The sequence below is a fragment of the Microbacterium martis genome (assembly GCF_047246685.1).
GTDB lineage: Bacteria > Actinomycetota > Actinomycetes > Actinomycetales > Microbacteriaceae > Microbacterium.
In genome coordinates this window covers 48,246-69,428 of record NZ_JBFOKT010000004.1, presented here as the reverse complement: position 1 = coordinate 69,428, position 21,183 = coordinate 48,246, and the positions used below count along the sequence as shown (strand labels likewise).

Genomic DNA, 21,183 nt, shown 5'->3' with positions numbered 1-21,183 from the left:
CACCGAGAGAAGCACATGACCGACATCGTCCGCGCCGACGGCCGCTCCACCGACCAGCTCCGCGAGATCACCATCGAGCGCGGCTGGAACGCGCACGCCGAGGGATCGGCCCTCATCAGCTTCGGCGGCACGAAGGTGCTGTGCACGGCATCCTTCACCAACGGCGTGCCGCGCTGGCTGACGGGGAAGGGCAAGGGCTGGGTCACCGCCGAGTACTCGATGCTCCCGCGCGCCACGAACAGCCGCAACGACCGCGAGAGCGTCAAGGGGCGCATCGGCGGACGCACCCATGAGATCTCCCGCCTCATCGGTCGCGCGCTGCGCGCGGTGGTCGATACGAAGGCCCTCGGCGAGAACACGATCGTGATCGACTGCGATGTGCTGCAGGCCGACGGCGGCACGCGCACCGCGGCGATCACGGGAGCCTACGTCGCCCTCGCCGATGCGATCGAATGGGGCCGGGAGAAGAAGTTCATCGGCAGGAACTCCACCCCGCTGCGCGACTCGGTCGCCGCCGTCTCGGTGGGCATCATCGACGGCGAGCCGATGCTCGACCTCGCCTACGTCGAAGACGTGCGGGCCGAGACCGACATGAACGTGGTCGTCACCGGCCGGGGCCTCTTCGTCGAGGTGCAGGGCACGGCGGAGGGCGCCCCGTTCGACAAGCGCGAGCTCGACGCGCTGCTCGAGCTCGGCCTCGCCGGGTGCGCCGACCTGAAGGAACGCCAGCTCGCCGCCTTGGCCGACGCGTGACCGTGAAGGTCGTGCTCGCGACGCACAACGCGCACAAGGTCGCGGAGTTCCAGCAGATCGTGGCCCGGACGCGCCCCGACCTGGAGGTGGTCGGATACGACGGTCCGGAGCCCGTCGAAGACGGCGTCACCTTCGCCGAGAACGCCCTCATCAAGGCCCGGGCCGCGGCGGCGCACACGGGTCTCGCCGCGCTCGCCGACGATTCGGGCATCTGCGTCGACGTGCTCGGCGGATCGCCGGGAGTGTTCTCGGCGTATTGGGCGGGTCAGAAGAAGGATGCCGCCGCCAACCTCGCTCTGCTCCTCGATCAGCTGCGCGACGTCGCCGACCCGCACCGCACCGCGCACTTCACGTCGACCATCGCCCTGGTCGCCCCCGACGGTCACGAATCTGTCGTGTCCGGGGAGTGGCCAGGACGGCTCGCTCACTCCGCCTCGGGCGCGGGCGGGTTCGGCTACGACCCGATCTTCATCCCCGCCGGGCAGCCCGCCGGACAGGAGAGGACCGTGGGGGAGCTCACCGCCGACGAGAAGCAGGCGCAGTCGCATCGGGCTCGGGCGTTCGCGGCTCTGGTGCCGCTCCTGGCCGGACTCTGACCCGATCGCCGGTGCGCGCATCGGGCTGAGAGTGGTTCTCGTTACCCTTCCCGACTGGCCCGAACCGCCCCGCGGCCTCCGGTCGCCGGTCTAGCCTGGGGACATGCACGATCACGCGCCCGCGGCCGGCGGCATCCGTTCGGCGAGCAGCAGACGTCTGCTGACGATCTCGCTGTCCCTGACGGCGACCGTCATGATCGTGCAGATCGTCGGGGCGATCCTCACGGGCTCGCTGGCGCTGCTGGCCGATGCCGCGCACATGTTCACCGACGCCTCGGCGCTGGTGATCGCGCTCATCGCGGCATCGGTCGCCGCGCGCCCCGCCGACGACCGGCGCACCTTCGGCTACCAGCGTGCGGAGGTCTTCGGCGCCCTGATCAACGCCGTGATCCTGATCGCCCTGTCCGCCTGGGTCGCCGTCGAGGGCATCGGCCGCCTCCTCGATCCCGCTGACGCGGAGGTCGCCGGCGGCCTGATGCTCGTCGTGGCCGTCGCGGGCCTCATCGCGAACGCCGTGTCGATGTGGCTCCTGAGCCGCGCGCAGCGCACGAGCATCAACGTGCGGGGCGCGTATCTCGAGGTCATGGGCGATCTGATCGGATCGGTCGCCGTGATCGTCGCGGCGGTCGTCATCCTCACCACCGGCTGGGTGCAGGCGGATGCCGTGGCGTCGCTGCTCATCGCCGCGATGATCATCCCGCGGGCGATCTCCCTGCTGCGCGAAGTCTTCTCGGTGCTCTCCGAATCGGCGCCGAAGGGCACCGCGGTGAGTGAGATCCGCACGCATCTGCTCGGCTACGACGGTGTGATCGGCGTGCACGACGTGCACGTCTGGCAGCTCACCCGCGGGGCGCCCGTGTTCACGGCGCACGTCAGCGTCGACCCCGCGCTGCTCGCCGACGGGCGATCGACGCGCCTCCTCTCCGACCTGCAGGCCTGCCTCGCCGACCACTTCGACGTGGCGCACTCCACGTTCCAGATCGAGCCGGCCGAACAGTCGGACTGCGAGCCGCGACACGCCTGAGGCCTCAGGGCTCGACGACGATCTCTCCCGGCGACTTGTCGGGTCGCAGGCCCCGCCACCGCGCGTGCCGCAGCACGCCGTCGGGCGTCCAGTTGGCGAACTCGACCTCGCCGACCAGCTCGGGCCGCACCCAGAGGGCGTCGGAGGCGTCAGGCGCCGGCACTCCGGCCAGCGGTGCCGACGTCACGCGCAGCGGCTCCAGCCGGGTGAGCAGGTCGCGGAGGATGCGGTCGGTGAACCCGGTCCCCACCCGCCCCACGTACCGCAGCTCCGGCCGCGAGCCGGAGCGCCCCGGCGAATCGGGGACCGCGAGCAGCAGCGAACCCAGCGTGCTCTCCCGCCCGCCCTTGCCCGGACGGATGCCGACGATCACGGCTTCCTGCATGCGGGTGTGCTTGAGCTTGAGCCAGGACGGCGACCGCTGACCGGGGCGGTAGCGCGATTCCGGGTCTTTGACGACGACGCCCTCGAGTCCGAACTGCTCGCTCGCCGCGAGGGCCGCGTCGACATCGTCGAACACCGGGGGGACCTGAACCGGGGCATCGAGATCGGCCACCAGCTCGTCGAGCAGCGTGCGCCGCTGACGCAGGGGCATCGAGGTGAGGTCGTGGCCGTCGAGGCGCAGCAGGTCGAACAGCATGTAGACGATCGGGGTGCGCACCACCTCGCGCTCGATCTCGCGCGGCCGCGTCAGGTGCATGCGGTTCTGCAGCAGCGAGAAGCTCGGCCGGTTGCGGGAGTCGAACGCGACGATCTCGCCGTCGACCACGGCGTCGGCGGCAGGCAGGAACGGAGCGCCGTCGGCGGTGAGCTCGGGGTAGCGGGCGGTGATGTCGGTGCCGCGGCGCGCGTGCAGCAGCATCCGTCCGTCCGTCCAGGTGCCGAGGGCCCGGATGCCGTCCCACTTGACCTCCACCCAGGAGGGGTCGCTGAGCGTGCGCGCCCGGACGGGAGTGCCGTTCTCGGCGAGCATCGGCGCCACGGTCGCCGCCGTGGTCCCCGAGGTCGGGGCCGGCGTGCCGCGGGGATGCCGTGACGGGCGACGGAGGGGTGCGACGGTCGCGGAGGGCGAGGGCGCCGGGGTGGTCGGCGATACAGGAGCCACCGGAGAGAGCGGCCGCAGCGGCGCGAGCGGATCGATGCCCGCGGCGGCACGCGCGAGGACCTCGTCGATGTCGAGCTGGGCGAGGTCGGGGTCGTCGAGCTCCTCCCAGGTGCGCGGCGCGGCCACCCACGGCTGCGCCCTGCCCCGCAGCGAGTAGGGGGAGATGGTCGTCTTCTTGCCGTTGTTCTGGCTCCAGTCGAGGAACACCTTGCCCCCGCGGACCGCCTTCGCCATCACGCTGGTCGCGAGATCGGGGTGATCGTTCTCGATGAGACGCGCCAGCTCCTTCACCACGGCGGAGATCTCGGCGCTGGTCTGCTCTCCGGGCAGGGCTGCATAGAGGTGGATGCCCTTGCTGCCGCTCGTGACCGGGAACGGCTCCAGACCCATGCCGGTGAGGATGCGGCGGGCGATGCGCGCGACCTCGGCGCACTGGGCGAGCCCCACTCCCGGTCCGGGGTCGAGGTCGAGCACCAGGCGGTCGGGGTGCCCGGGCAGCCCGGCGGGCGTGAACCGCCACTGGGGCACGTGCAGCTCGATGGCGGCGACCTGCGCGAGCCAGACGAGAGCCGGGACGTCTTCGACCAGCGGGTACTCCTTCGGGCCGTCGGAGTGCTGGATCGCCTGCCGGGGGATCCACTCGGGGGCGCCGGGTTCGAGCTGCTTGGTGAAGAACGCGTCGGCAGGAGCATCCGCTGTTCCGACCCCCTCCACCCACCGCTTCCGGGTGACCGGCCGGCCGTCGAGGAGGGGCAGCAGGAGCGGCGCGATCGCGGAGTAGTACGCGATGATCTCGCCCTTGGTCGTGCCGGTGTCGGGGTAGACGACCTTGTCGAGGTTGGTCACGCGCAGTCGGCGGCCGTCGACCTGCACCACCTGAGCCTCGCCCGCCATGGATCCCAGCGTAGTCAGACGGCCGCCGGGACGACTCCGCCGCCGTCAAGGGGCTGGCCGTGACGGGTGTGGCTGGTGTTCACTGGGGGCATGAGGACGATCTGGAAGGGCGCGCTGACGTTCGGGCTCGTGAACGTGCCGGTCAAGGTGTATTCGGCGACCGAGGATCACGACGTGCCGCTGCATCAGGTGCACGAGAAGGACGGCGGGCGCATCCGCTACCAGCGCACCTGCGAGGTGTGCGGCGAGACGGTGGCCTACGCCGACATCGATCGCGCCTACGTCGAGGGCGGCCAGACGGTCGTGCTCACCAAAGACGACCTCGCCGCGCTGCCGTCGGAGAAGAGCCGCGAGATCGACGTCGTCGAGTTCGTCCCCTCCGACCAGGTCGACCTGCTCACCCTCGACAAGCCCTACTACCTCGAGCCCGACTCGAAGTCGCCCAAGGCCTACGTGCTGCTGCGCAAGACCCTGGAGCAGACCGACCGTACGGCGATCGTGCGATTCACCCTGCGGCAGAAGACGCGGCTCGCGGCCCTGCGGGTGCGCGGGAAGGTGCTCGTGCTGCAGACGCTGCTGTGGGCCGACGAGGTCCGCCAGGCGGAGTTCCCGGCCCTGGACGAAGACGTGCGGATCTCGAAGAAGGAGCTCGAGATGTCGTCCTCCCTCGTCGACAGCTACTCGACCGACTTCGACCCCGAGGAGTTCGTCGACGAGTACCAGAAGGAGCTGCGCACGCTCATCGACGCGAAGATCGAGGCGGGCGAGGGGTTCGAGATCGCCGACGCGTTCGGCGACGAGGATTCCTCCGCCAAGGGCGGCGAGGTCATCGATCTCATGGAGGCGCTGCGCGAGAGCGTCGCGCGCTCGAAGGAGAAGCGCGCGAGCGAGAAGCCCGCGTCCAAGGCGAAGAAGCCGGCGAAGAAGACCGGCTGATCTCGGCCGGCGTCGCGCTCAGCGCGTGCCGTCGCCGTCGAGGTCGGGCGCCCGGTCGAACACCTCACGATCGAGGGTCAGCTCGCGGGCCTCGGCTGCGTCGGTCTCGACGTCTTCGCCGGCCGCGGCGGCCTTCTTGGCCTTGTGCCGCTCGGAGAGGTAGTGCCACAGCGTGACCAGGGCCGTGCCGCCGACCGCGGCGAGCAGGATGAGGTCGATGTAGCTCTCGACGAAGTGCGCGACCGGCGGGATGAACCCGATGAGGTAGCCGAACATCGTCAGTCCGAAGCCCCAGATCACCGCGCCGATGAGGTTGTAGAGCGTGTACTTGCGCCACGGCATGTGACCGACGCCCGCCGCGACCGGTGCGAACGTGCGGACGATCGGGACGAAGCGCGCGAGGATCACGGTGATGCCGCCGAACCGCTCGAAGAACGCGTTGGTGCGCTCGACGTTCTTCCGGCTGAACAGCCCCGACTCCTTGCGCTCGAACACCGCGGGGCCGCCCTTGTGGCCGATGACGTAGCCGACCTCGCCGCCGACGAACGCCGCGAGACCGATCAGCAGGGCGACGATCCAGACGTTGACGCCGAACACCCCGTGCTCGGAGCCGGCGAGCGGATGCGACAGCAGTCCGGAGATCACCAGCAGCGTGTCGCCGGGGAGGAGGAACCCGACGAGCAGCCCCGTCTCGGCGAAGACGATGAAGCACACCACCAGGAGAGCCCAGGGCCCCGCGGTACCGATGATCGTCGCGGGGTCGAGCCAGGGGATGAGGGCGGAGGGTGCGTGCAGCATGGATTCGAGCACTGGGAGTCCCGTCGGTCGTTATTGGTCGGCGGTGTAACGGTGAGGATGCGGAAGCACCCGTCGTGCGGAAGGTGGGACTTGAACCCACACGCCCTGAGGCACAGGAACCTAAATCCTGCGTGTCTGCCGATTTCACCACTCCCGCGCGGTGGGAACAGTCTACTCAGGCCCGATCCGGCCGTTCGAGGCTCAGCTGAGCGACGACGATGCCCGCGCCGACGGCCCCCAGGCCCCCGACGGCCATGTCGCCGATGGTGTCCTGATAGGTGACGAAGATCTCGGCGGTGACGAACGTGCGGCCCGCCCACTCGATCATCTCCCACACCGCGCTGACGGCGAGGCCCAGGATCGACGTGACGACGATCCCGGTGCGCTTGCGGAACGCGGCGGCGTTCTGCGCGGGGACGACGTCGCAGCGGGCGAGCACGAGGTAGCCGGTGGCCGCGATCGCCCCGGTGCAGACGAAGTGCACGACGAGATCCCAGCCGGGGACGCTGCGATACAGGTCGAGCACGTTGCTGCCGGCCGCCACGAGCACGGTCGCGCCGACCGCGATGTCCAGCCACGCGCGCATCCCCAGCATCCGGGGGACCATGAGGGCGGGAAGCGCCAGGGCGAGGATGCCGGCATCCGTCGCCGTCGACCACACCGCGGCGACGACGACGCTCAGCAGACCCAGCACGCGGAGGGCGTCGGCCGTGTACTCGGCGGCGCCCTGCGGGGGACGGAGGAAGTTCTCTTTCATGACGCTCCGGGCGGTTCGGGAAGGCTGACGAGGGCATGGACCGGAAGGTGGTCGGACGGCCATCCCCCGTCGACCCGGCGCGCGTTGACGGCGACGCTGTGCACCCGCACGTGGGGCGAGACGAGGAGGGCATCCAGTCGGCGGCCGGCACGCGGTCGCCGGTAGCCGCCGAAGGTGCCCCACTCGGGGGAGAGGCGACGCTCGGCGCGCCGCCAGGCGTCGTCGAGCGTCCGGTCGCGCATCAGCGAACGCCAGGGCGCCGAGCCGGGCTCCGCGTTGAGGTCTCCCAGCAGCACCACGGTCCCCGGCATCCCGGCGACGACGCGGTGCAGTTGTTCGGCGGAACGCCGTCGCGCGCGCGACGAGAAGGCGTCGAGGTGCGTGTTGACCACGGTGAGCTCGCGTGACGTGACCCGGTCGACGAAAGTCGCCCAGACGTAGACGCGGGGGAACACGCTGCCCCACGAGACCGATCCCGGCTCGTCGGGCCGCTCGGACAGGGCGACCTGCCGCCAGTCCCGTAGCGAGAGTCGCGTGTGGTCATAGAACACCGGGCACGCCTCCCCGCGCGGCCCCGGCGCCCGGCCGTGGCCGAGGAACCGGTACGCCGGCCCGAGCGCGTCCCGGATGACCTCGGCCTGATCGGGCAGCACCTCCTGGGCGCCGACGATCGTCGGACGCTCGTCGGCCAGCAGAGCCGCCAGCCGAGGCCGCCGGCGAGACCATCGGTCGGCCGGCGGCCAAGTGAGGGCGCCCAGCCGGCGTCGGACGTTGTAGGTCATCACGTGCAGCGCGGGCGGCTCGGCCGGGCCGATCAGAGGCCCGCTCATCGTCGACCGATCGGTGCCGGCTTCGCCACCCCGAGCCGGCGCAGGATGCGGCGAAGGGCGAGACGCACCCATCGCACCGGCGGGAAGTCCTGCGGCCAGTGCCTCAGCACCGTGCGGAACCCGCGAACGATGCGGCGCAGGAACGCGCGTCCGCTCAGGAACGGACGCATCGAGATGCCCATCCGGGCCTGCGGCAGGCGACGGATGCGGTGGCGCTCGCCGAGGTGGAAGGCGAGATCGAGATCGTCGTGCAGTTCGGGATCATCGCGGTGCACTCCGGAGCGAACGGCCAGCCAGGCCGAGCGGTGGAAGGCGAGGTTCGATCCGAAGAGCGGGAGGTGCCCCAGCGTCGGCAGCGTCGCCGCCGCGTACGCGAGAAGGTACGCGGCGGCGAGCGAGGAGCGCAGCGCACGCGGGCCGTCGACGAATCGCGCGCCTCCCGTGAAGACGGCGATCCGCGGATGCTGCGCGAAGGCGTCGACCACCCCCTCGATCCAGGCGTCGTCCGGAAGGCAGTCGGCGTCGAGACGCAGGATCAGGTCGCCGCTCGCGACGTCGTAACCGGTTGCCGCCGCAGCCGGTATCCCGGGCCGGTCGCAGCGCACCACGCGAGCACCGTTCGCGGCGGCGACATCGGCGGACGTGTCGCTCGAGCCGTTGTCGACCACGATGAGCTCGTCGGCGGCGACGGTCTGACGGCGGAGGGCGGCGAGGCACTGCCGCAGGTGCGCCGCATCGTCCTTCACCGGGATCACGACCGACACGCTGAGCGACGGTCGGGCGGGGATGGGGCGATGCACGTGTTCTCCTCGGCGGTCGACCTCAGGTTAAGCACGGACGGCGCGGCGCGGAAAATCCTGGCCGGGACGCGGGCCCGGAGAGTAGGATGCGCTCGAGCTCGGCTTCCGACTCGCTTCGCGGGGACCCGGACGGACAGTCGTCAGCGATCGGAGTTGCGATGTCTGATGCGGTCCCCGTCGATGTCTTCCGGTTCGTCGCCGTGCGGCCACCACAACTCGCTGCAGAGCCTTCGCCGCTCGCGGACGAGCGGCCACCCGAACGCGAGGGAGGCGAGCGTCCCGCGCGCCTGCTGCACCGAGACCTGGAAGGCAGCCGGGTGCGGGCGCAGGAGATCCTCGATGCGGTCGACCGCGGGCGGTTCGACCCGTACGTCCGCGCCCATGCGCGTCTGCTCCGTCTCTTCGGCGTCGGCGAGCCACCCGACGACGCGCGCATCGACGAGGTGCTGACCTCGTCGGGACTGGCCGAGCTGAGTGCTGCGCAGATGCGCCGCGCGGAAGACGACGGATGGACCGCGTACTACTGCTGCTGCGCGCTCGGCGCCACGCACGCGCAGCGCGCGGAGGAGCCCCTCGCGGCGCTGCGCGTGCTGCGCTTCCTCCGGCGCCGCGGCGACGGCCGGCTCGGCGATCCCGTGGCGATCCTCACGGCGGCCGCCGAAGTGCCGGAGGAGTTCCTCCCCTTCGCGGAGGCGGAGGAGCGGTCCGTGCGCGACGACGAGCCCGACGTCTCGAAGAAGCAGGTGCGACGCGTGCTCCGCGACATCGGCACCGCCTCCCGCCTTCGCACCCGCCTCGCCGAGGCGAGCGAGATGTCGCATGCGGTCGCCGCCGAGGCCGCGGGGTCGGATCACGAGGTCTCGGTCCGCCTCGCGACGGGCGGATCGCGGCTGTTCGCCGACCTCCCGGGCGATCTCTCGACGGCCGAGCACCGCATCGTCGCCGATCTGGACCTGGCGCCGCGATCGCTGACGAATGCGGTGACCACCCTCGACGACCACCTCGCCGTGCTCACGGAGCGGGTCTCGGAGTGGTCGGGCCTCGCCGCCACGCGAAGCGTCGTTGCGGGAGCCATCTCGGGGGTCGAGAAGGGCATCGATCTGACGTGGATCCCTCCGTTCCTCCTGGGTGAGCCCGACCCGGGGACCTCCGAGGATGAAGAGGTGTCCGGGCGGATCCGCGTTCTCGGCGTCGGCGACCTCAAGGTCGTGAAGCAGACGTTGCTGAGATACCAGCCCGGCGAGGTGGCGCACATCGAGAACGTGATGGCGAAGGAGACGCGCGGGCGCGAGCACCGCGTGCTCGACCGATCCGAGGACACGCTCTTCACCGCGGTCGACACCGGCGAGACGACCGAGCGCGACACCCAGTCCACCGAGCGTTTCGAACTCACGCGCGAGTCGGAGAAGACGATCCAGGAGGACATGAGCGTCGAGGCGGGCGTGACGGTGTCGGCGACGTACGGGCTCGTCTCGATGACCGCCCACGGGGACTTCGCCTATGCGACATCGAAGCAGGAGTCGGAGCAGGTGAGCAGCACTGTGGCGAAGGAGATCGTCGACAGGTCGCGGTCGCGGATCGAGAAGCGCACGCGCAGCGAGCGGACGACGAAGACGACGCACGAGGTCGAGGAGACGAACACGCACCGGTTCTCCAACGACGACCCCACGCACGTCGTCGGCATCTACCGGTGGGTGGACAAGCTCTACTCGGCGCAGATCCACAACTACGGGGTGCGGATGATGCTCGAGTTCATCGTTCCCGAGCCCGCCGCCTACTACAAGGCGTCGCTGACGCGGAAGGCGGGTCTCCCGGCCGGTGTCGTCCCCCCGCCTCCGCTCGTCAACACGCAGAAGAAGGCGCTGAGGATCAGTGACATCACCGAGGACGGCTTCCGTGAGTACGTGGCTCGCTACGACGTCGCCGGCGTCGCCGCGCCGCCCGCGAAGACCGTTCATGCGGGCATCTCGATGGCCAAGGACGGGATCGGGCTGGGCGTCACCCACTCGGACAAGCCCAAGGAGTTCCTCGTCCCCGCCGGCTACGTCCTCAAGGACTGGGTCGTCAACGCGAGCCTGATCGTGCGCAACCATCCGAAGTTCTTCCTGCATCTCGCGGGGGAGAAGTTCGCGTTGATCAACCAACCTCATCCGGATGCACCCGACGGCAAGGAATGGACGGCCTCGTCGCCCGACCCCGTTTCCGAGGTCGGCGAGGGGGTGGTGCCGCTCAGCGTGGTGTCGTACGACGTGCTGGCGTATGCGCTCAACATCTCGGCGTCGTGCGAGCGGACCGACGGGGCGTTCGCCGCCTGGCAGGCCGACACGTTCCAGAAGATCTCCGCCGCGTACGAGGCCAAACGCAAGGAGTACGACGCGGCCGTGGCCCTCATCGAGGCGCGGGAGCCCGACTCGTTCGCGGGCGCCAACCCCCTCGCCAACCGCGAGATCCAGCGGAACGAGCTCAAGAAGCTCTGCCTCACGCTTCTCACCGGACAGCATTTCTCCTCGTTCGACGCCATGACGAATCCCCCCGACGTCCCCGCGCACATTCCCGAGGTGCGGATCGGGCGGGCCCTCGACATCGGCCCCGTCATCCAGTTCTTCGAGCAGGCGTTCGAATGGGCGCAGATGACGTACCTGTACTTCCCCTACTTCTGGGGCGGAAAGAAGCGCTGGGTGGAGACGAGTACGGCATCCGACCCCGATCCCGAGATGCAGTCGTTCCTCCAGGCCGGATCGGCGCGCGTCGTCCTCCCTGTGTCGCCGGCGTACGCGGCATCCATCAGCTACTTCCTCGCCTGCCCGCCCATGGCGCTCAGCAAGAAGCTCTGGGACGGCGGCACACCACCGGACATCAAGGATCCTCTCTACCGCTCCATCGCAGAGGAGGTGCGCGGACGAACCGACGACCTGCAGAATGCGACGCCGGAGGGCGCACCGTGGCAGTTCACGCTGCCCACGACCCTCGTGTGGCTGCAGGCCGACTCCGTGCTCCCCGAGTTCTGATCCCGAGCGCATGAACGCCCTGCGCAGGATGCACGCGTCGGCCGAGGACACGCTGGTGCGCAAGCTCACCAGCGCCACCGAGGACGCGTTCGCCATCGCACTCGCACGGCGGACGGTCGAGACCATGGCCTGGGATCTGCGGCAGGACCCGAACCTCGACAAGCTGTGGGAGATGCGTGGACGGAAGCTCGGTCTGCCCTCCGACGTCGCGTGGGCGCAGGACTGCCAGAAGCGCGCTTCTCAGCAGCTCGCGGGCGCCGAGGTGACCGCTGATCAGCGGCTCGCGAAGATCCTCGAGATCAACGCGAAGCTGCCGGGCATCCTCGCGGGCATCGCTCCGTCGGCGCACACGACCGGAGGGGGATGCGGGGAGCGGTACTTCCTGGAGCCGAAGCTGGAGGAGCGTCCGGTGCCGCCGGGCTTCTCGGGACCGCCGGCGCCGCCGACGGCGCTGGGGGCACAACTGAGAGCACAGTTCCTGGCGGCACTGGACGACTGGACGAGACTCCACGCCAGAGATCCCGCGTTCTACAGGAAGTCCGTGTCGGAGATCGTCCTCGATCTGCTGGAGGAGCGGCAGGACATCGTTCTCGCCATCGCGGTCGCGCGTGATTTCGGGCTCACCGTGCGCAAATACGAACCCGACGTGCAGGCCGACACGGTCACCGAGGCCGCGGTGTTCTCCGTCGAGTGCCTGCCCTACATCGGCAACGCGCTCACGCTGATCCAGGCGTGGACGGGACGCGACCTGCTCTGCCGGAAGCTCAGCGATGTCGAGCGGGTGCTCGCGGCCGCGACGGTTCTCGTGCCCGGCGCCTTCCGGATCATCAAGGCGGGCAAGGCCGCCTACACGGCGGCGCGGCTGTCGTCGATGTACGGCCGGGGGAGCTGGAGCCAGTTCCTGCTGCTCGCGGAGCGGCTCTCGATCGCGAACTCGCCGAAGGTGGGTGCCGTGCTGCGGGAGGCGGGACTGGTGGCGCGCGCGGAGGGCAAGATCGCCGCGCCGCTCACGAAGGAGGTGGGCGTGGCGATGCGGACGCTCACGGACAGGAAGATCGCCCCGGCGGTGACGAGCGCGGCCGAGTCGAAGGTCTTCGCGGCGCTGAAAGGCGTGCTGAGCGCCAGACCGGCCATCAAGGAGCTCGACGAATTCTCGCTGAAGCGGGTCGCGGATGCCGCGCGGACGAAGAGTTCGACGAACGTGCGCATGGGGGCGGGACAGCTGCTCGAGGAGTTCAAGGAGGTGCGCACGGTCAAGCTCCTGGGCGACCTGCACGGAGCGGCCGCGCTCGGGCTTCCCGACCGGACGACTCGGCTGCGCTACTTCGCGGGGCACACCCTGACCGACTCGCGCGGAGCCAAGCTCACCGACGGCATGATCGCCGGGCTGATCCCGACCGGCCAGGTGAAGCGCGAGTGGTACGGCTCGAGGTCGGCCGACGTGATCCGCAGGATCGAGGGCGTGCTCGACATCGCCGCCATCGACGAGGCGAAGGCGGGACGGGCGTCGGCCCGCGACCTGCGGTACATCCGCGAGGCCACCGAGGCCGACCTGGCGCACCTCGAGAACGTCGTCGCCGCGAGATGGGAGCGCGCGACGGCCACGGCGAAGGCGACCGGCAAGCCCGCTCCGACGATCGAACAGATCCGGGCCCAGGTGAAGGGGGAGTACAAGCTCGGCGAGGTGGGGGGACAGGCGGCGAAGGACATCGAGCGGCTCGACCAGTTCGAGGACGGCTCGCTTCCGAGCATCTTCGTCGGCGGCATCGAGTATCTCGCGCGGATCCGGGGCCGATCGAAGGTCAAGATCTTCGGCGTGTTCCCGAAGGACGTCAAGACCGAGGGCATGGTCCGGGCGCTGCGCAAGCCCGTCGCCGAGGGCGGAGTCGGTCTGGACTTCGAAGCGCTCGGCGTGAACGTGACCACCGCGGAGCTCGACGACCTGACGAAGGAGGCGATCAAGGCGGTGGGCGGCCCGTAGTCGCGGGCCCTGTGGATAACCCGCGAGGCGAGGCGGCGTTTGTTGCGAGGATGCCGGGGTGAGCCAACCGTCCGTCCTCGTCGCCGAGCGCGTGCGCTCGCGTCTGCGCTCCGAGGGCATCGATCCGTCGGTCGACCCGGCGGCCGCTCGCCGCATCGCCGAGACCGAGGTGCGTCGCCACGACGACGACGCGCTGGCGCGCGGCGGAGCTCTGATCGACGACGAGCTCCGGTGCGTGCGAGAGGTGATGGCGGCGGTCAGCGGGCTGGGTGCGCTTCAGCCGTTCCTCGACGACGTCGACATCGAGGAGATCTGGGTGAACGGCGACGGCCGCGTCCACCTGGCGCGAGGGGGCCTCGCCGAGCCCACCGGTCTGCGGCTGGCCGAGGCCACGGTGCGCGATCTGGTGGAGCGGATGCTGCAGCCCACCGGACGCCGCGTCGACATCAGCCAGCCGTTCGTCGACGCGTCGCTGCCCGACGGCTCGCGCCTGCACGTCGCCATCGCCGACGTCGTGCGCGGCGGCTGGGCCGTCAACATCCGCAAGTTCCTGCCGCGATACCGCACGCTCGAGGCGCTGTCGGCCCAGGGGGCGATGACGGCCGAGGTCGCCGACCTGCTGCGCGACGCGATGCGGGCCGGGAAGAGCGTCGTCGTCTCGGGCGCGACCCACGCCGGCAAGACGACCATGCTCGGGGCGCTCCTCGCCGCGTGCGCCGACCTCCAGCGCATCGTCACGGTGGAGGAGACGTTCGAGCTCGCCGTCGTCGGCCGCGACCTCGTGGCGCTGCAGGGCCGTCAGGCAGGTCTGGAGGGGACGGGCGAGATCACGCTGCGAAGGCTGGTGAAGGAGGCCCTGCGCATGCGTCCCGATCGCCTGGTCGTCGGCGAGGTGCGCGACGCCGAGGCGCTCGACCTCGTGCTCGCCCTGAACACGGGGGTGCCCGGCGCGGCGACGGTGCATGCGAACTCCGCCGGGGAAGCCCTGGAGAAGCTGGCCGTCCTCCCGCTGCTCGCCGGCCGCAACATCGACCGCGCCTTCATCGCGCCCGCGCTCGCCGCATCGATCGACCTGGTGGTCCACTGCGCGCGCGACGACTCGGGCCGGCGGCGCGTGCACGAGATCATCGCCCCGACGGGCGAGGTCGTCGACGGGCGTATCGTCACCCGCTCGGTCCACCGGGTGGCTCCATGACGTACCTGCTGGGATCGCTCCTCGCCGCCGGACTCCTGCTCTGCCTGTCTCCGTGGATGTGGCCGCCGCAGGAGCGCACCCGTCCGGACGCACGGTCGGGGCGCTTCGCGCGGCTCGTCGAGGAGGCCGGGTTGAGCGCACTCTCGTCGCGCGGGGTGGGCGTCGCCATGATGGCCGCTGCGGCGATTGCCGCGTCGGCGTCGTGGCTCCTGTCGGGCATTCCCGTGCTCGTGCTCCTGTCGGCGATCGCCGCGGCGGCGGCTCCGGTCATGTGGCTGCGCGGGCGGAGGATCCGACTGCGCCGCCTGCGACGGCAACTCTGGCCCGACGTCTGCGATCTGCTGATCGCCGCCATCCGGGTCGGACTGTCCCTGCCCGACGCCGTCGCCGGCCTCGCAGAGTCGGCCCCGCCGATGCTGCGGCCGGCGTTCGTCGTGTTCGCGCGTGATCTGCGCGCCACGGGACGTTTCGAGACCAGTCTCGACCGGCTCAAGACGTCGTTGGCCGACCCGATCGGCGATCGGATCGCAGAAACGCTGCGGATGGCACGCCAGGTCGGGGGCACCGAACTGATCGCCGTTCTGCGCGCGCTGTCGTCGTCGGTGCGGGCCGACGCGGCGCTGCGGGGAGAGGTCGAGGCGCGGCAGTCGTGGATCCGCGGCGCAGCCGTGCTCGGCGCGGTCGCCCCGTGGGTCGTGCTCGGGCTGCTCGTGATGCGCCCGGAGGGCGCATCGGCGTACGGCACCCCCGAGGGGATGGTCGTGATCTGCGTCGGCGCCGTCGTCTCGGTCGTCGCGTTCCGTATCATGATCCGCATCGGTCGCCTTCCCGAGCCGCGGCGGTGGTTCGGGTGAGCGTGGTCACGGCCCTGGCAAGCGCCGTGCTGGTCGGCGGCATGTTCGCGGCGGGTGTGCTCAGCATCCTCGCCGCCCTGCCGCGGTGGCGGGCGGCCTCTCTCACCCTGCGCATCGCGCCCTACGTGCGCGACGTCGTCGCCGACGACGATCTGCCTCGCAGCGTTCTTCCGTCGGCCGGTCTCCTCCCCGTCGATCGGCGTTCGGCGTGGAAGCACGCACAGCGGACCTTCGGTCGGGTGATGGGGGGAGGGGAGGCCCTGCGCCAGCGTCTCGCGCAGGCGGGAGAGGGCATGGACGCCGTGGCCTTTCGAGGACGTCAGCTGGGCTGGTTGCTGACCGGTCTCGGCGCCGGAGCCGTCGCCGTGATCGCTCTCGCCCTCGCCGGCCGCATGTCGGTTCCGGTCGCCCTGATCCCGCTCCTCGCCGGCGCGGCGGCGGTCGTGGGCTATGACATGCAGCTCTCGGCCCGGGCGAAGGCGCGACGATCGCGGCTCGCCGACGAGTTGCCGACCACGCTCGAGTTCCTGGCGCTGTGCCTCTCGGCGGGCGAGGGCTTCCTCGACGCGCTGCGGCGCGTATCGGCGGTCGGTTCAGGGGAGCTCACCGGCGAGCTCCGTCGCGTCGTCCTCGCCGTCGGGACGGGGTCGCCGCTCACGGATGCGCTGAGCGAGATGGCGTCTCGACTGCAGCTTCCCGGGCTCTCCCGCGCCGTCGACCAGGTGGCCGCCGCTCTGGAGCACGGCGCGCCGCTGGCGGGAGTGCTCCAGGCCCAGGCCGGCGATGCGCGGGAAGACGCGAAACGCACCCTCATCGAACAGGCCGGTCGCAAGGAGATCCTGATGCTCCTGCCTCTCGTGTTCCTGATCCTCCCGCTGTCCGTGCTCTTCGCGATCTACCCCGGCCTGTTCATCCTCCGACTCGGCATCGGCTGAGTTCCGCACGAAAGGTGACCGATGACCCGTTCCACGCCCCTGACCCGCCTGGCGCCTCCCCGCCCCTGGCCGCGCGCCGCGCGCTGGTTGCGGGCCCTCGCCGCCGACGACCGCGGCGACGTTCCCGGCTGGGTGCTCGTGACCCTGATGACGGCCGGCCTCGTGGTCCTCATCTGGGCCGTCGCCGGTCCCGCGCTGACCGAGCTGTTCGAGCAGGCGATCCAGCGGGTCTCCGGTCTCTGAGATGCTGCGACGGCAGGCAGTCGCCGACGATCGCGGGTCGAGCCCCGTGGAGTTCGTGCTCGTGGGCACGCTCCTCACGGCGCTCACGCTCGGGGTGCTGCAGCTGGCTCTCGCCGTCTACGTGCGCAACGTCGTGCATGACGCGGCGGTCGAGGGCGCCTATCACGCCGCCCTCGCCGACACGACGCCCGCCGAGGGCGCGGAGCGCTCGCGACGCGTGATCGAGCGAGCCGTCGGCGGCGCGTACGCCGAGGACATCACGGTCGGCACGTCGCGCGCCCTCGGGCATGAGACGGTGGTCGTCCGCATCCGCACCGCACTCCCGGTCCTCGGGCTGATCGGGATCGCGTTCGCATGGGAGGTGGAGGCCCATGCGCCGATGGAGAGCCTGGGCGAGGGATGACGACGGTTCGGCGGCGCTCGAGTTCATCACGATCGGCGTCATCCTGCTGGTGCCGCTCGTCTACCTCGTGATCGTCCTCGGGGCGGTCCAGGAGCAGACCCTCGGGGCCGAGGCCGCCGCCCGGCACACCGCGAGAGCCGTCGCCCGAGCCGTGAGCGCGGAGTCGGCGGTCGAACGCGGCGATGCCGTGCTCGCCGGAATCGTGCAGGAGTACGGTCTCGACCCGGAAGCGGTCGACGTGTCGATGACGTGCCTCCCGGCGGGCGCCGACTGCCCCTCGCCGGGTGCGACGCTCATCGTGACCGTCGACACCCGGGTCGCGCTGCCGCTGGTGCCGTCGCTGTTCGGCCTCGACCGCGCCGCATCCGTGCCCCTCCGAGCTGAAGCGGTGCAGAAGATCTCGCGGTCGTGGGGTTCCGGATGAGCGTCGACCCGTCGTCCGACGCGGAGCGGGGGAGCGTCCTCCTGCTCACGCTCGGCTACGCGCTGCTCGCGCTCGCCCTGATCTTCGTGTGCGTGTGCGCCACCGACCTCTACGTCGCGCAGAAGCGACTCGACGCGCTCGCCGACTCGGCCGCGCTGGCCGGCGCCGACGGCTTCACGCTGCGGGTCGAGGGCACGGCGGCTCGCGCGCAGCTCACCGACGCCGGCGTGCACGAGCAGGCATCGGCGATGCTGGTCGCGCTCCCCGGTGAGGCCCGCCTCGTCAGCGCGACCACACCCGACGGCGTCTCGGCTCAGGTCACCGTCTCAGCCCCGTGGAGACCACCGCTGGTCGCCCCGCTCATACCTGACGGCGTCGAGCTGCGGTCGACGGCGACGAGCCGCACGGCCCTGCGCTGAGTCTCGCCGGCGCGGCGGCGGTCGTCGCCAGAACTCGTCGGCACTGTCGACCCCGACAGCGATGATCTCGTCGAGCCGGCAGAACGCATGCCCGATCGGTTGCGCCCGCTCGACCCGGAATCTCCGGAGGCACGCCGGATCCAGGCGAACTACGCGCGCAGCCAGGGCACGAAGCTGTAGCGACCGGGGGAGGGGTCCGCGCGGCGCGGCGTCGCTGACGCCACAGTTGCCGAAACGGGACGAAGGATAGTCTGATCCGATGATCGGAGCGTGGAGCCGCCTTCCTGAGCGAGAGAACCGTGATGCGTGGGACGCGTCTACCGCCGCTTCGATTTCTCGGCCACGGGTGGTCGATCCGAGCAATCGATCCGAGAACCATCGCCGTCCGTTACCTTCGGGATCGGTCAGGTGTGGGATGAGGACCGCCCCGGACGATCAGATGCGTCGATTCAAGCTATCGAGGCCAGCGCGAGACGTGCGTTCCTCGCCGTGCTGGGCGACGATGTCGAGCTGCTCGTACTCGATTGGCAGCACGAGGGATTCCATGTGAAGCCAGCTGGCACCGTTCGGGCCCGGGATGACTCGAACCCTCGGCAGCGAATTGCGTACATGGTTGCCTGTGATGCGCGAACAGACCGATGAGTCGAGGTCCGGGAGTCGAGCCGCACGGCCTTGCGCTGAGCCATAGGCTGCGCTGAGCCGCACGGCCCTGCGCTGAGCCGGGCATCCGGTATCTCACCGCCGGCGCTCACACAGGCGTGTGATCAGTGCGCAGCCACTCGTCGAACGTCGTGCGGGCCGTGTCCCTCCCGCTGCCGCCGCGGAGTTCGCCCGAGGCCAATCCTCGACCGTACGCCCCCGGGAAGCGCACCTCGATCACCGCCCGCCGGGTGCCGTCGTGGGCGAACATCCGACGCACCATGTCGGCCAGCGACTCATCGCGCGGCCCGACCAGGTCCCGCGCCCGATCGGAGGGCGCGCCCTCGGCGACGTCCACGAGGTGCGCCCCCACTTCGCGGGCGGCGACCGGACGGGTGAGCGTCTTGGGCACCAGGGTCACCGGCCCGACGGTCGTCTGCGCGGCGATCTGCTCGGCGAACTCGTGGAACTGCCCGGTGCGAGCGATCGTGTGCGGCACGTCCGATGCTCGTACCAGGCGCTCCTGGGCGAGCTTGCCGGCGTAGTACGAGGTGTCGGTGTCGTCGATGCCGACGATGGACAGGGCGACATGATGTGCGACGCCCGCGCGCTTCTCCGCCGCGAGCAGGCGCCGGGTCGTGGTCTCGAAGAACTCGACCGCCTTCTTCGTCGACAGCGTCGTGGCGTTGATCGTGTCGATGACCACGTCGACGTCGGCGAGCGCCTGGTCGATCCCCACGCCGCTCCGCACGTCCACGCCGCTGCCTCGCGTCAGGAGGACGATGTCGTGTCCTCGTCCGCGTGCCGCCTCGACCACATGCCGTCCGACCGTGCCGGTCCCGCCGGCAACCGCGATTCTCATCCTCTGGGTTCCTCCTTCGCCACCGCAGCACGGACTCTCCTGCTGCCCGGGCGATCACCGCCCTCACAGACACGACGATGTGGACGGGAGAAACGTGAGGTCGGTCACGCTTATCGTCCTGAGAGCCGCTATCCCGCCGTCGCGTACCCGACGAGCTCGCCGTAGGCGTCGATGCCCGCCGGCACGTCGGGACCGATGTGGCCGAGGTAGCCGTCGGGCCGGACGATGAGCAGTCCGCCGTCGGCCAGCCCGGTCGATTGCCGCAGCCTCTCCGCCTCGTCATCGGTCACGGTGAGCTCGCTCAGCCACGCGGGAAGAACGGCGCGGGGCGGTTCGCCGCGGCCCGGCAGCACGATCGCGAGATGGGACGGATGCTGCGCGAGGGCGTCGGCGACACTCGTGGCCTCGAGGAAGAGGTAGTCGCCGGGGCGCAGCATCCGCCCCTCGCCGGTCACGATCGCACTGTCCCGGTAGCGCACGTTCTGCTGCTCGACGGTTCCGGCGATCCTCTTCTCGACGGCCGGGATCGACAGGCCGATGTGCAGCAGCGCGTTGCGGACGCGCTGTGCCACGGGGTTGCTGAGCGTTCCCGCGTCGGAGAGCCGCGTGGTGAAGCGGATCACGTCGGCGGCGACCGGATGCCGCTCGTCGTGGTAGCTGTCGAGCAGCGCGGTGTCGTCGACCGCCCCCAGGGCCGCGTGCAGCTTCCAGGCCAGGTTCATCGCATCCTGCATCCCCGTGTTCATCCCGAGACCGCCGGCGGGACTGTGGATGTGCGCGGCGTCGCCGGCGAGGAACACCCGGCCGTCGCGGTAGCGCGGCACCTGGCCGTGCTTCAGCGTCACGCGGGTGATCCAGTGCGACTCGCGGATCCGCAGGCGGATGCCGCGCTCGAGCAGCGCCTCCTGCAGCCAGTCGACCGTGGCCGGCCGATGCGGGTCGGTTCCGGGAGGCAGCTGGGCGAAGACGCGGACTCGGTCGCCGGGCAGCGCGAAGAGCAGACCCGTCGACTGACCGGGGGAGAAGAACGTGTGGAACAGGGACCGGTCGTAGTCGTGATCCCCCTCCACATCGCCGAGAAGGAAGTCCTCGCCGACGAAGGAGCCTTCGAGCTTCTGACCGGTGAGGTGACGCACGGCGCTGCGGGCTCCGTCGGCACCGACCAGATAACGGGCGCGCACCGTGCGGATCGAGCCGTCGGCCGCGGTGACGCGGGCATCGACGCCCTCCGCATCCTGGCTGTAGGCGGTCAGCGTCGTCGACCGCTCGACCGTCGCACCGAGCTCCGCCAAGCGGCCCGCCAGGGCCGCCTCGGTGTCGGTCTGGGCCAGCGCCGCCGAGTAGCGGTAGACGGCGGCGATGTCGTCGAACGAGACCTCGGCGACCGTCTTCTCGCCGGAGTGCATCTGCATGCCGTGCGCTTCGATGGCGTGCGACATCACGGATTCCCACGCGCCCAGCGCCCGGAGATGGTCGAGGGATCGCGAATGGACGACGATCGCGCGGGATTCCGTCGTCGGTGCGGGGAGGGAATCGATGATCCGCAGTCGCACGCCTCGCCGGGCGAGTTCGGTCGCGAGCACCAGGCCGACCGGCCCGGCGCCCACGATGAGGACGTCGGCGACGACCTCGTCTGTCGCGGGCGGTGTGTGCGGCCCGTCGGAGATGTCGGAAGCGTCCATGGTGCTGCTCGCTCTCTGTCGGAAGGTGCGGGGCGAGGGCCTCAC

The 21,183-nt window shown here is 70.7% G+C and carries 21 protein-coding genes and 1 tRNA gene; 14 read left to right on the top strand and 8 right to left on the bottom strand.

Annotated features, from left to right (window positions below; all coding sequences use genetic code 11):
* The first annotated feature begins 15 nt into the window (after window positions 1-15).
* The 3 genes from rph to AB3M90_RS15300 all read left to right on the top strand — a co-directional run bounded on the left by rph (window position 16) and on the right by AB3M90_RS15300 (window position 2,373).
* A complete protein-coding gene (gene rph, locus AB3M90_RS15310) occupies window positions 16-753 on the top strand; it encodes a ribonuclease PH (protein ID WP_412953551.1) in 738 nt (245 codons plus the stop codon).
* The gene (gene rdgB, locus AB3M90_RS15305) at window positions 750-1,349 is read left to right on the top strand and encodes an RdgB/HAM1 family non-canonical purine NTP pyrophosphatase (RefSeq protein ID WP_412953548.1); all 600 of its coding nucleotides are present in this window, start codon (window positions 750-752) and stop codon (window positions 1,347-1,349) included. Before rph ends, rdgB begins: the two co-directional genes overlap by 4 nt.
* Before the next feature lie 103 nt (window positions 1,350-1,452).
* Window positions 1,453-2,373, top strand: coding sequence for a cation diffusion facilitator family transporter (locus AB3M90_RS15300; RefSeq protein WP_412953545.1), 921 nt, complete (start codon window positions 1,453-1,455; stop codon window positions 2,371-2,373).
* A gap of 4 nt (window positions 2,374-2,377) precedes the next feature.
* Here the strand turns inward: AB3M90_RS15300 and ligD are convergent, their stop codons facing one another.
* Complete coding sequence (ligD, locus tag AB3M90_RS15295; RefSeq protein WP_412953542.1) at window positions 2,378-4,372, bottom strand: non-homologous end-joining DNA ligase; 1,995 nt, start codon at window positions 4,370-4,372, stop codon at window positions 2,378-2,380.
* Between the two features lie 90 nt (window positions 4,373-4,462).
* On the opposite strand from ligD, the gene ku reads away from it, so the two are divergent.
* Window positions 4,463-5,308, top strand: coding sequence for a non-homologous end joining protein Ku (gene ku, locus AB3M90_RS15290; RefSeq protein ID WP_412953539.1), 846 nt, complete (start codon window positions 4,463-4,465; stop codon window positions 5,306-5,308).
* Window positions 5,309-5,326: 18 nt separating this feature from the next.
* On the opposite strand, the gene AB3M90_RS15285 is transcribed toward ku, so the two are convergent.
* The 5 genes from AB3M90_RS15285 to AB3M90_RS15265 all read right to left on the bottom strand — a co-directional run bounded on the left by AB3M90_RS15285 (window position 5,327) and on the right by AB3M90_RS15265 (window position 8,493).
* Window positions 5,327-6,106: a DedA family protein gene (locus AB3M90_RS15285; RefSeq protein WP_412953536.1), complete on the bottom strand. Its 780-nt coding sequence runs from the start codon at window positions 6,104-6,106 to the stop codon at window positions 5,327-5,329.
* A 75-nt stretch (window positions 6,107-6,181) separates the two neighbouring features.
* Window positions 6,182-6,263 (bottom strand) — tRNA-Leu (locus tag AB3M90_RS15280).
* An 18-nt stretch (window positions 6,264-6,281) separates the two neighbouring features.
* Complete coding sequence (locus AB3M90_RS15275; RefSeq protein ID WP_412953533.1) at window positions 6,282-6,863, bottom strand: DUF2238 domain-containing protein; 582 nt, start codon at window positions 6,861-6,863, stop codon at window positions 6,282-6,284.
* Window positions 6,860-7,693: an endonuclease/exonuclease/phosphatase family protein gene (locus tag AB3M90_RS15270; protein WP_412953530.1), complete on the bottom strand. Its 834-nt coding sequence runs from the start codon at window positions 7,691-7,693 to the stop codon at window positions 6,860-6,862. The genes AB3M90_RS15275 and AB3M90_RS15270 overlap by 4 nt, the downstream gene beginning before the upstream one ends.
* Window positions 7,690-8,493 (bottom strand): glycosyltransferase family 2 protein, encoded by an 804-nt coding sequence (locus AB3M90_RS15265; protein ID WP_412953528.1) that lies wholly within the window; start codon window positions 8,491-8,493, stop codon window positions 7,690-7,692. The genes AB3M90_RS15270 and AB3M90_RS15265 overlap by 4 nt, the downstream gene beginning before the upstream one ends.
* Before the next feature lie 158 nt (window positions 8,494-8,651).
* On the opposite strand from AB3M90_RS15265, the gene AB3M90_RS15260 reads away from it, so the two are divergent.
* The 10 genes from AB3M90_RS15260 to AB3M90_RS15215 all read left to right on the top strand — a co-directional run bounded on the left by AB3M90_RS15260 (window position 8,652) and on the right by AB3M90_RS15215 (window position 18,597).
* Window positions 8,652-11,501, top strand: a complete 2,850-nt coding sequence (locus tag AB3M90_RS15260; protein ID WP_412953525.1) for a hypothetical protein — start codon at window positions 8,652-8,654, stop codon at window positions 11,499-11,501.
* Between the two features lie 10 nt (window positions 11,502-11,511).
* Complete coding sequence (locus AB3M90_RS15255; protein ID WP_412953522.1) at window positions 11,512-13,482, top strand: pre-toxin TG domain-containing protein; 1,971 nt, start codon at window positions 11,512-11,514, stop codon at window positions 13,480-13,482.
* A 58-nt stretch (window positions 13,483-13,540) separates the two neighbouring features.
* Window positions 13,541-14,677, top strand: coding sequence for a TadA family conjugal transfer-associated ATPase (locus tag AB3M90_RS15250; RefSeq protein WP_412953519.1), 1,137 nt, complete (start codon window positions 13,541-13,543; stop codon window positions 14,675-14,677).
* A complete protein-coding gene (locus AB3M90_RS15245; RefSeq protein WP_412953517.1) occupies window positions 14,674-15,531 on the top strand; it encodes a type II secretion system F family protein in 858 nt (285 codons plus the stop codon). The genes AB3M90_RS15250 and AB3M90_RS15245 overlap by 4 nt, the downstream gene beginning before the upstream one ends.
* Window positions 15,528-16,466 (top strand): type II secretion system F family protein, encoded by a 939-nt coding sequence (locus tag AB3M90_RS15240; protein WP_412953514.1) that lies wholly within the window; start codon window positions 15,528-15,530, stop codon window positions 16,464-16,466. Before AB3M90_RS15245 ends, AB3M90_RS15240 begins: the two co-directional genes overlap by 4 nt.
* Before the next feature lie 21 nt (window positions 16,467-16,487).
* Window positions 16,488-16,709 carry a hypothetical protein gene (locus AB3M90_RS15235; protein ID WP_412953511.1) on the top strand — a complete coding sequence of 74 codons (222 nt, stop codon included), beginning with the start codon at window positions 16,488-16,490 and terminating at the stop codon, window positions 16,707-16,709.
* A gap of 1 nt (window position 16,710) precedes the next feature.
* Complete coding sequence (locus AB3M90_RS15230; RefSeq protein WP_412953508.1) at window positions 16,711-17,112, top strand: TadE family protein; 402 nt, start codon at window positions 16,711-16,713, stop codon at window positions 17,110-17,112.
* Window positions 17,081-17,536, top strand: a complete 456-nt coding sequence (locus AB3M90_RS15225; RefSeq protein WP_412953506.1) for a TadE family protein — start codon at window positions 17,081-17,083, stop codon at window positions 17,534-17,536. Before AB3M90_RS15230 ends, AB3M90_RS15225 begins: the two co-directional genes overlap by 32 nt.
* Window positions 17,533-17,955, top strand: coding sequence for a pilus assembly protein TadG-related protein (locus AB3M90_RS15220; protein ID WP_412953503.1), 423 nt, complete (start codon window positions 17,533-17,535; stop codon window positions 17,953-17,955). The genes AB3M90_RS15225 and AB3M90_RS15220 overlap by 4 nt, the downstream gene beginning before the upstream one ends.
* Before the next feature lie 306 nt (window positions 17,956-18,261).
* Entirely contained in the window at window positions 18,262-18,597 is a 336-nt protein-coding gene (locus AB3M90_RS15215) for a DUF2716 domain-containing protein (RefSeq protein ID WP_412953501.1), read from the top strand.
* 106 nt (window positions 18,598-18,703) lie between these two features.
* Here the strand turns inward: AB3M90_RS15215 and AB3M90_RS15210 are convergent, their stop codons facing one another.
* A complete protein-coding gene (locus AB3M90_RS15210) occupies window positions 18,704-19,456 on the bottom strand; it encodes an SDR family oxidoreductase (RefSeq protein WP_412953498.1) in 753 nt (250 codons plus the stop codon).
* A 128-nt stretch (window positions 19,457-19,584) separates the two neighbouring features.
* Window positions 19,585-21,138, bottom strand: a complete 1,554-nt coding sequence (locus AB3M90_RS15205) for an FAD-dependent monooxygenase (RefSeq protein WP_412953495.1) — start codon at window positions 21,136-21,138, stop codon at window positions 19,585-19,587.
* Window positions 21,139-21,183: the final 45 nt, after the last annotated feature.

Coding starts and splice junctions, on each gene's coding strand:
- rph (WP_412953551.1), top strand. CDS start 16: ATGACCGACATCGTCCGCGCCGACGGCCGCTCCACCGACCAGCTCCGC.
- AB3M90_RS15300 (WP_412953545.1), top strand. CDS start 1,453: ATGCACGATCACGCGCCCGCGGCCGGCGGCATCCGTTCGGCGAGCAGC.
- ligD (WP_412953542.1), bottom strand. CDS start 4,372: ATGGCGGGCGAGGCTCAGGTGGTGCAGGTCGACGGCCGCCGACTGCGC.
- ku (WP_412953539.1), top strand. CDS start 4,463: ATGAGGACGATCTGGAAGGGCGCGCTGACGTTCGGGCTCGTGAACGTG.
- AB3M90_RS15285 (WP_412953536.1), bottom strand. CDS start 6,106: ATGCTGCACGCACCCTCCGCCCTCATCCCCTGGCTCGACCCCGCGACG.
- AB3M90_RS15275 (WP_412953533.1), bottom strand. CDS start 6,863: ATGAAAGAGAACTTCCTCCGTCCCCCGCAGGGCGCCGCCGAGTACACG.
- AB3M90_RS15270 (WP_412953530.1), bottom strand. CDS start 7,693: ATGAGCGGGCCTCTGATCGGCCCGGCCGAGCCGCCCGCGCTGCACGTG.
- AB3M90_RS15260 (WP_412953525.1), top strand. CDS start 8,652: ATGTCTGATGCGGTCCCCGTCGATGTCTTCCGGTTCGTCGCCGTGCGG.
- AB3M90_RS15255 (WP_412953522.1), top strand. CDS start 11,512: ATGAACGCCCTGCGCAGGATGCACGCGTCGGCCGAGGACACGCTGGTG.
- AB3M90_RS15245 (WP_412953517.1), top strand. CDS start 14,674: ATGACGTACCTGCTGGGATCGCTCCTCGCCGCCGGACTCCTGCTCTGC.
- AB3M90_RS15235 (WP_412953511.1), top strand. CDS start 16,488: ATGACCCGTTCCACGCCCCTGACCCGCCTGGCGCCTCCCCGCCCCTGG.
- AB3M90_RS15230 (WP_412953508.1), top strand. CDS start 16,711: ATGCTGCGACGGCAGGCAGTCGCCGACGATCGCGGGTCGAGCCCCGTG.
- AB3M90_RS15225 (WP_412953506.1), top strand. CDS start 17,081: ATGCGCCGATGGAGAGCCTGGGCGAGGGATGACGACGGTTCGGCGGCG.
- AB3M90_RS15220 (WP_412953503.1), top strand. CDS start 17,533: ATGAGCGTCGACCCGTCGTCCGACGCGGAGCGGGGGAGCGTCCTCCTG.
- AB3M90_RS15210 (WP_412953498.1), bottom strand. CDS start 19,456: ATGAGAATCGCGGTTGCCGGCGGGACCGGCACGGTCGGACGGCATGTG.
- AB3M90_RS15205 (WP_412953495.1), bottom strand. CDS start 21,138: ATGGACGCTTCCGACATCTCCGACGGGCCGCACACACCGCCCGCGACA.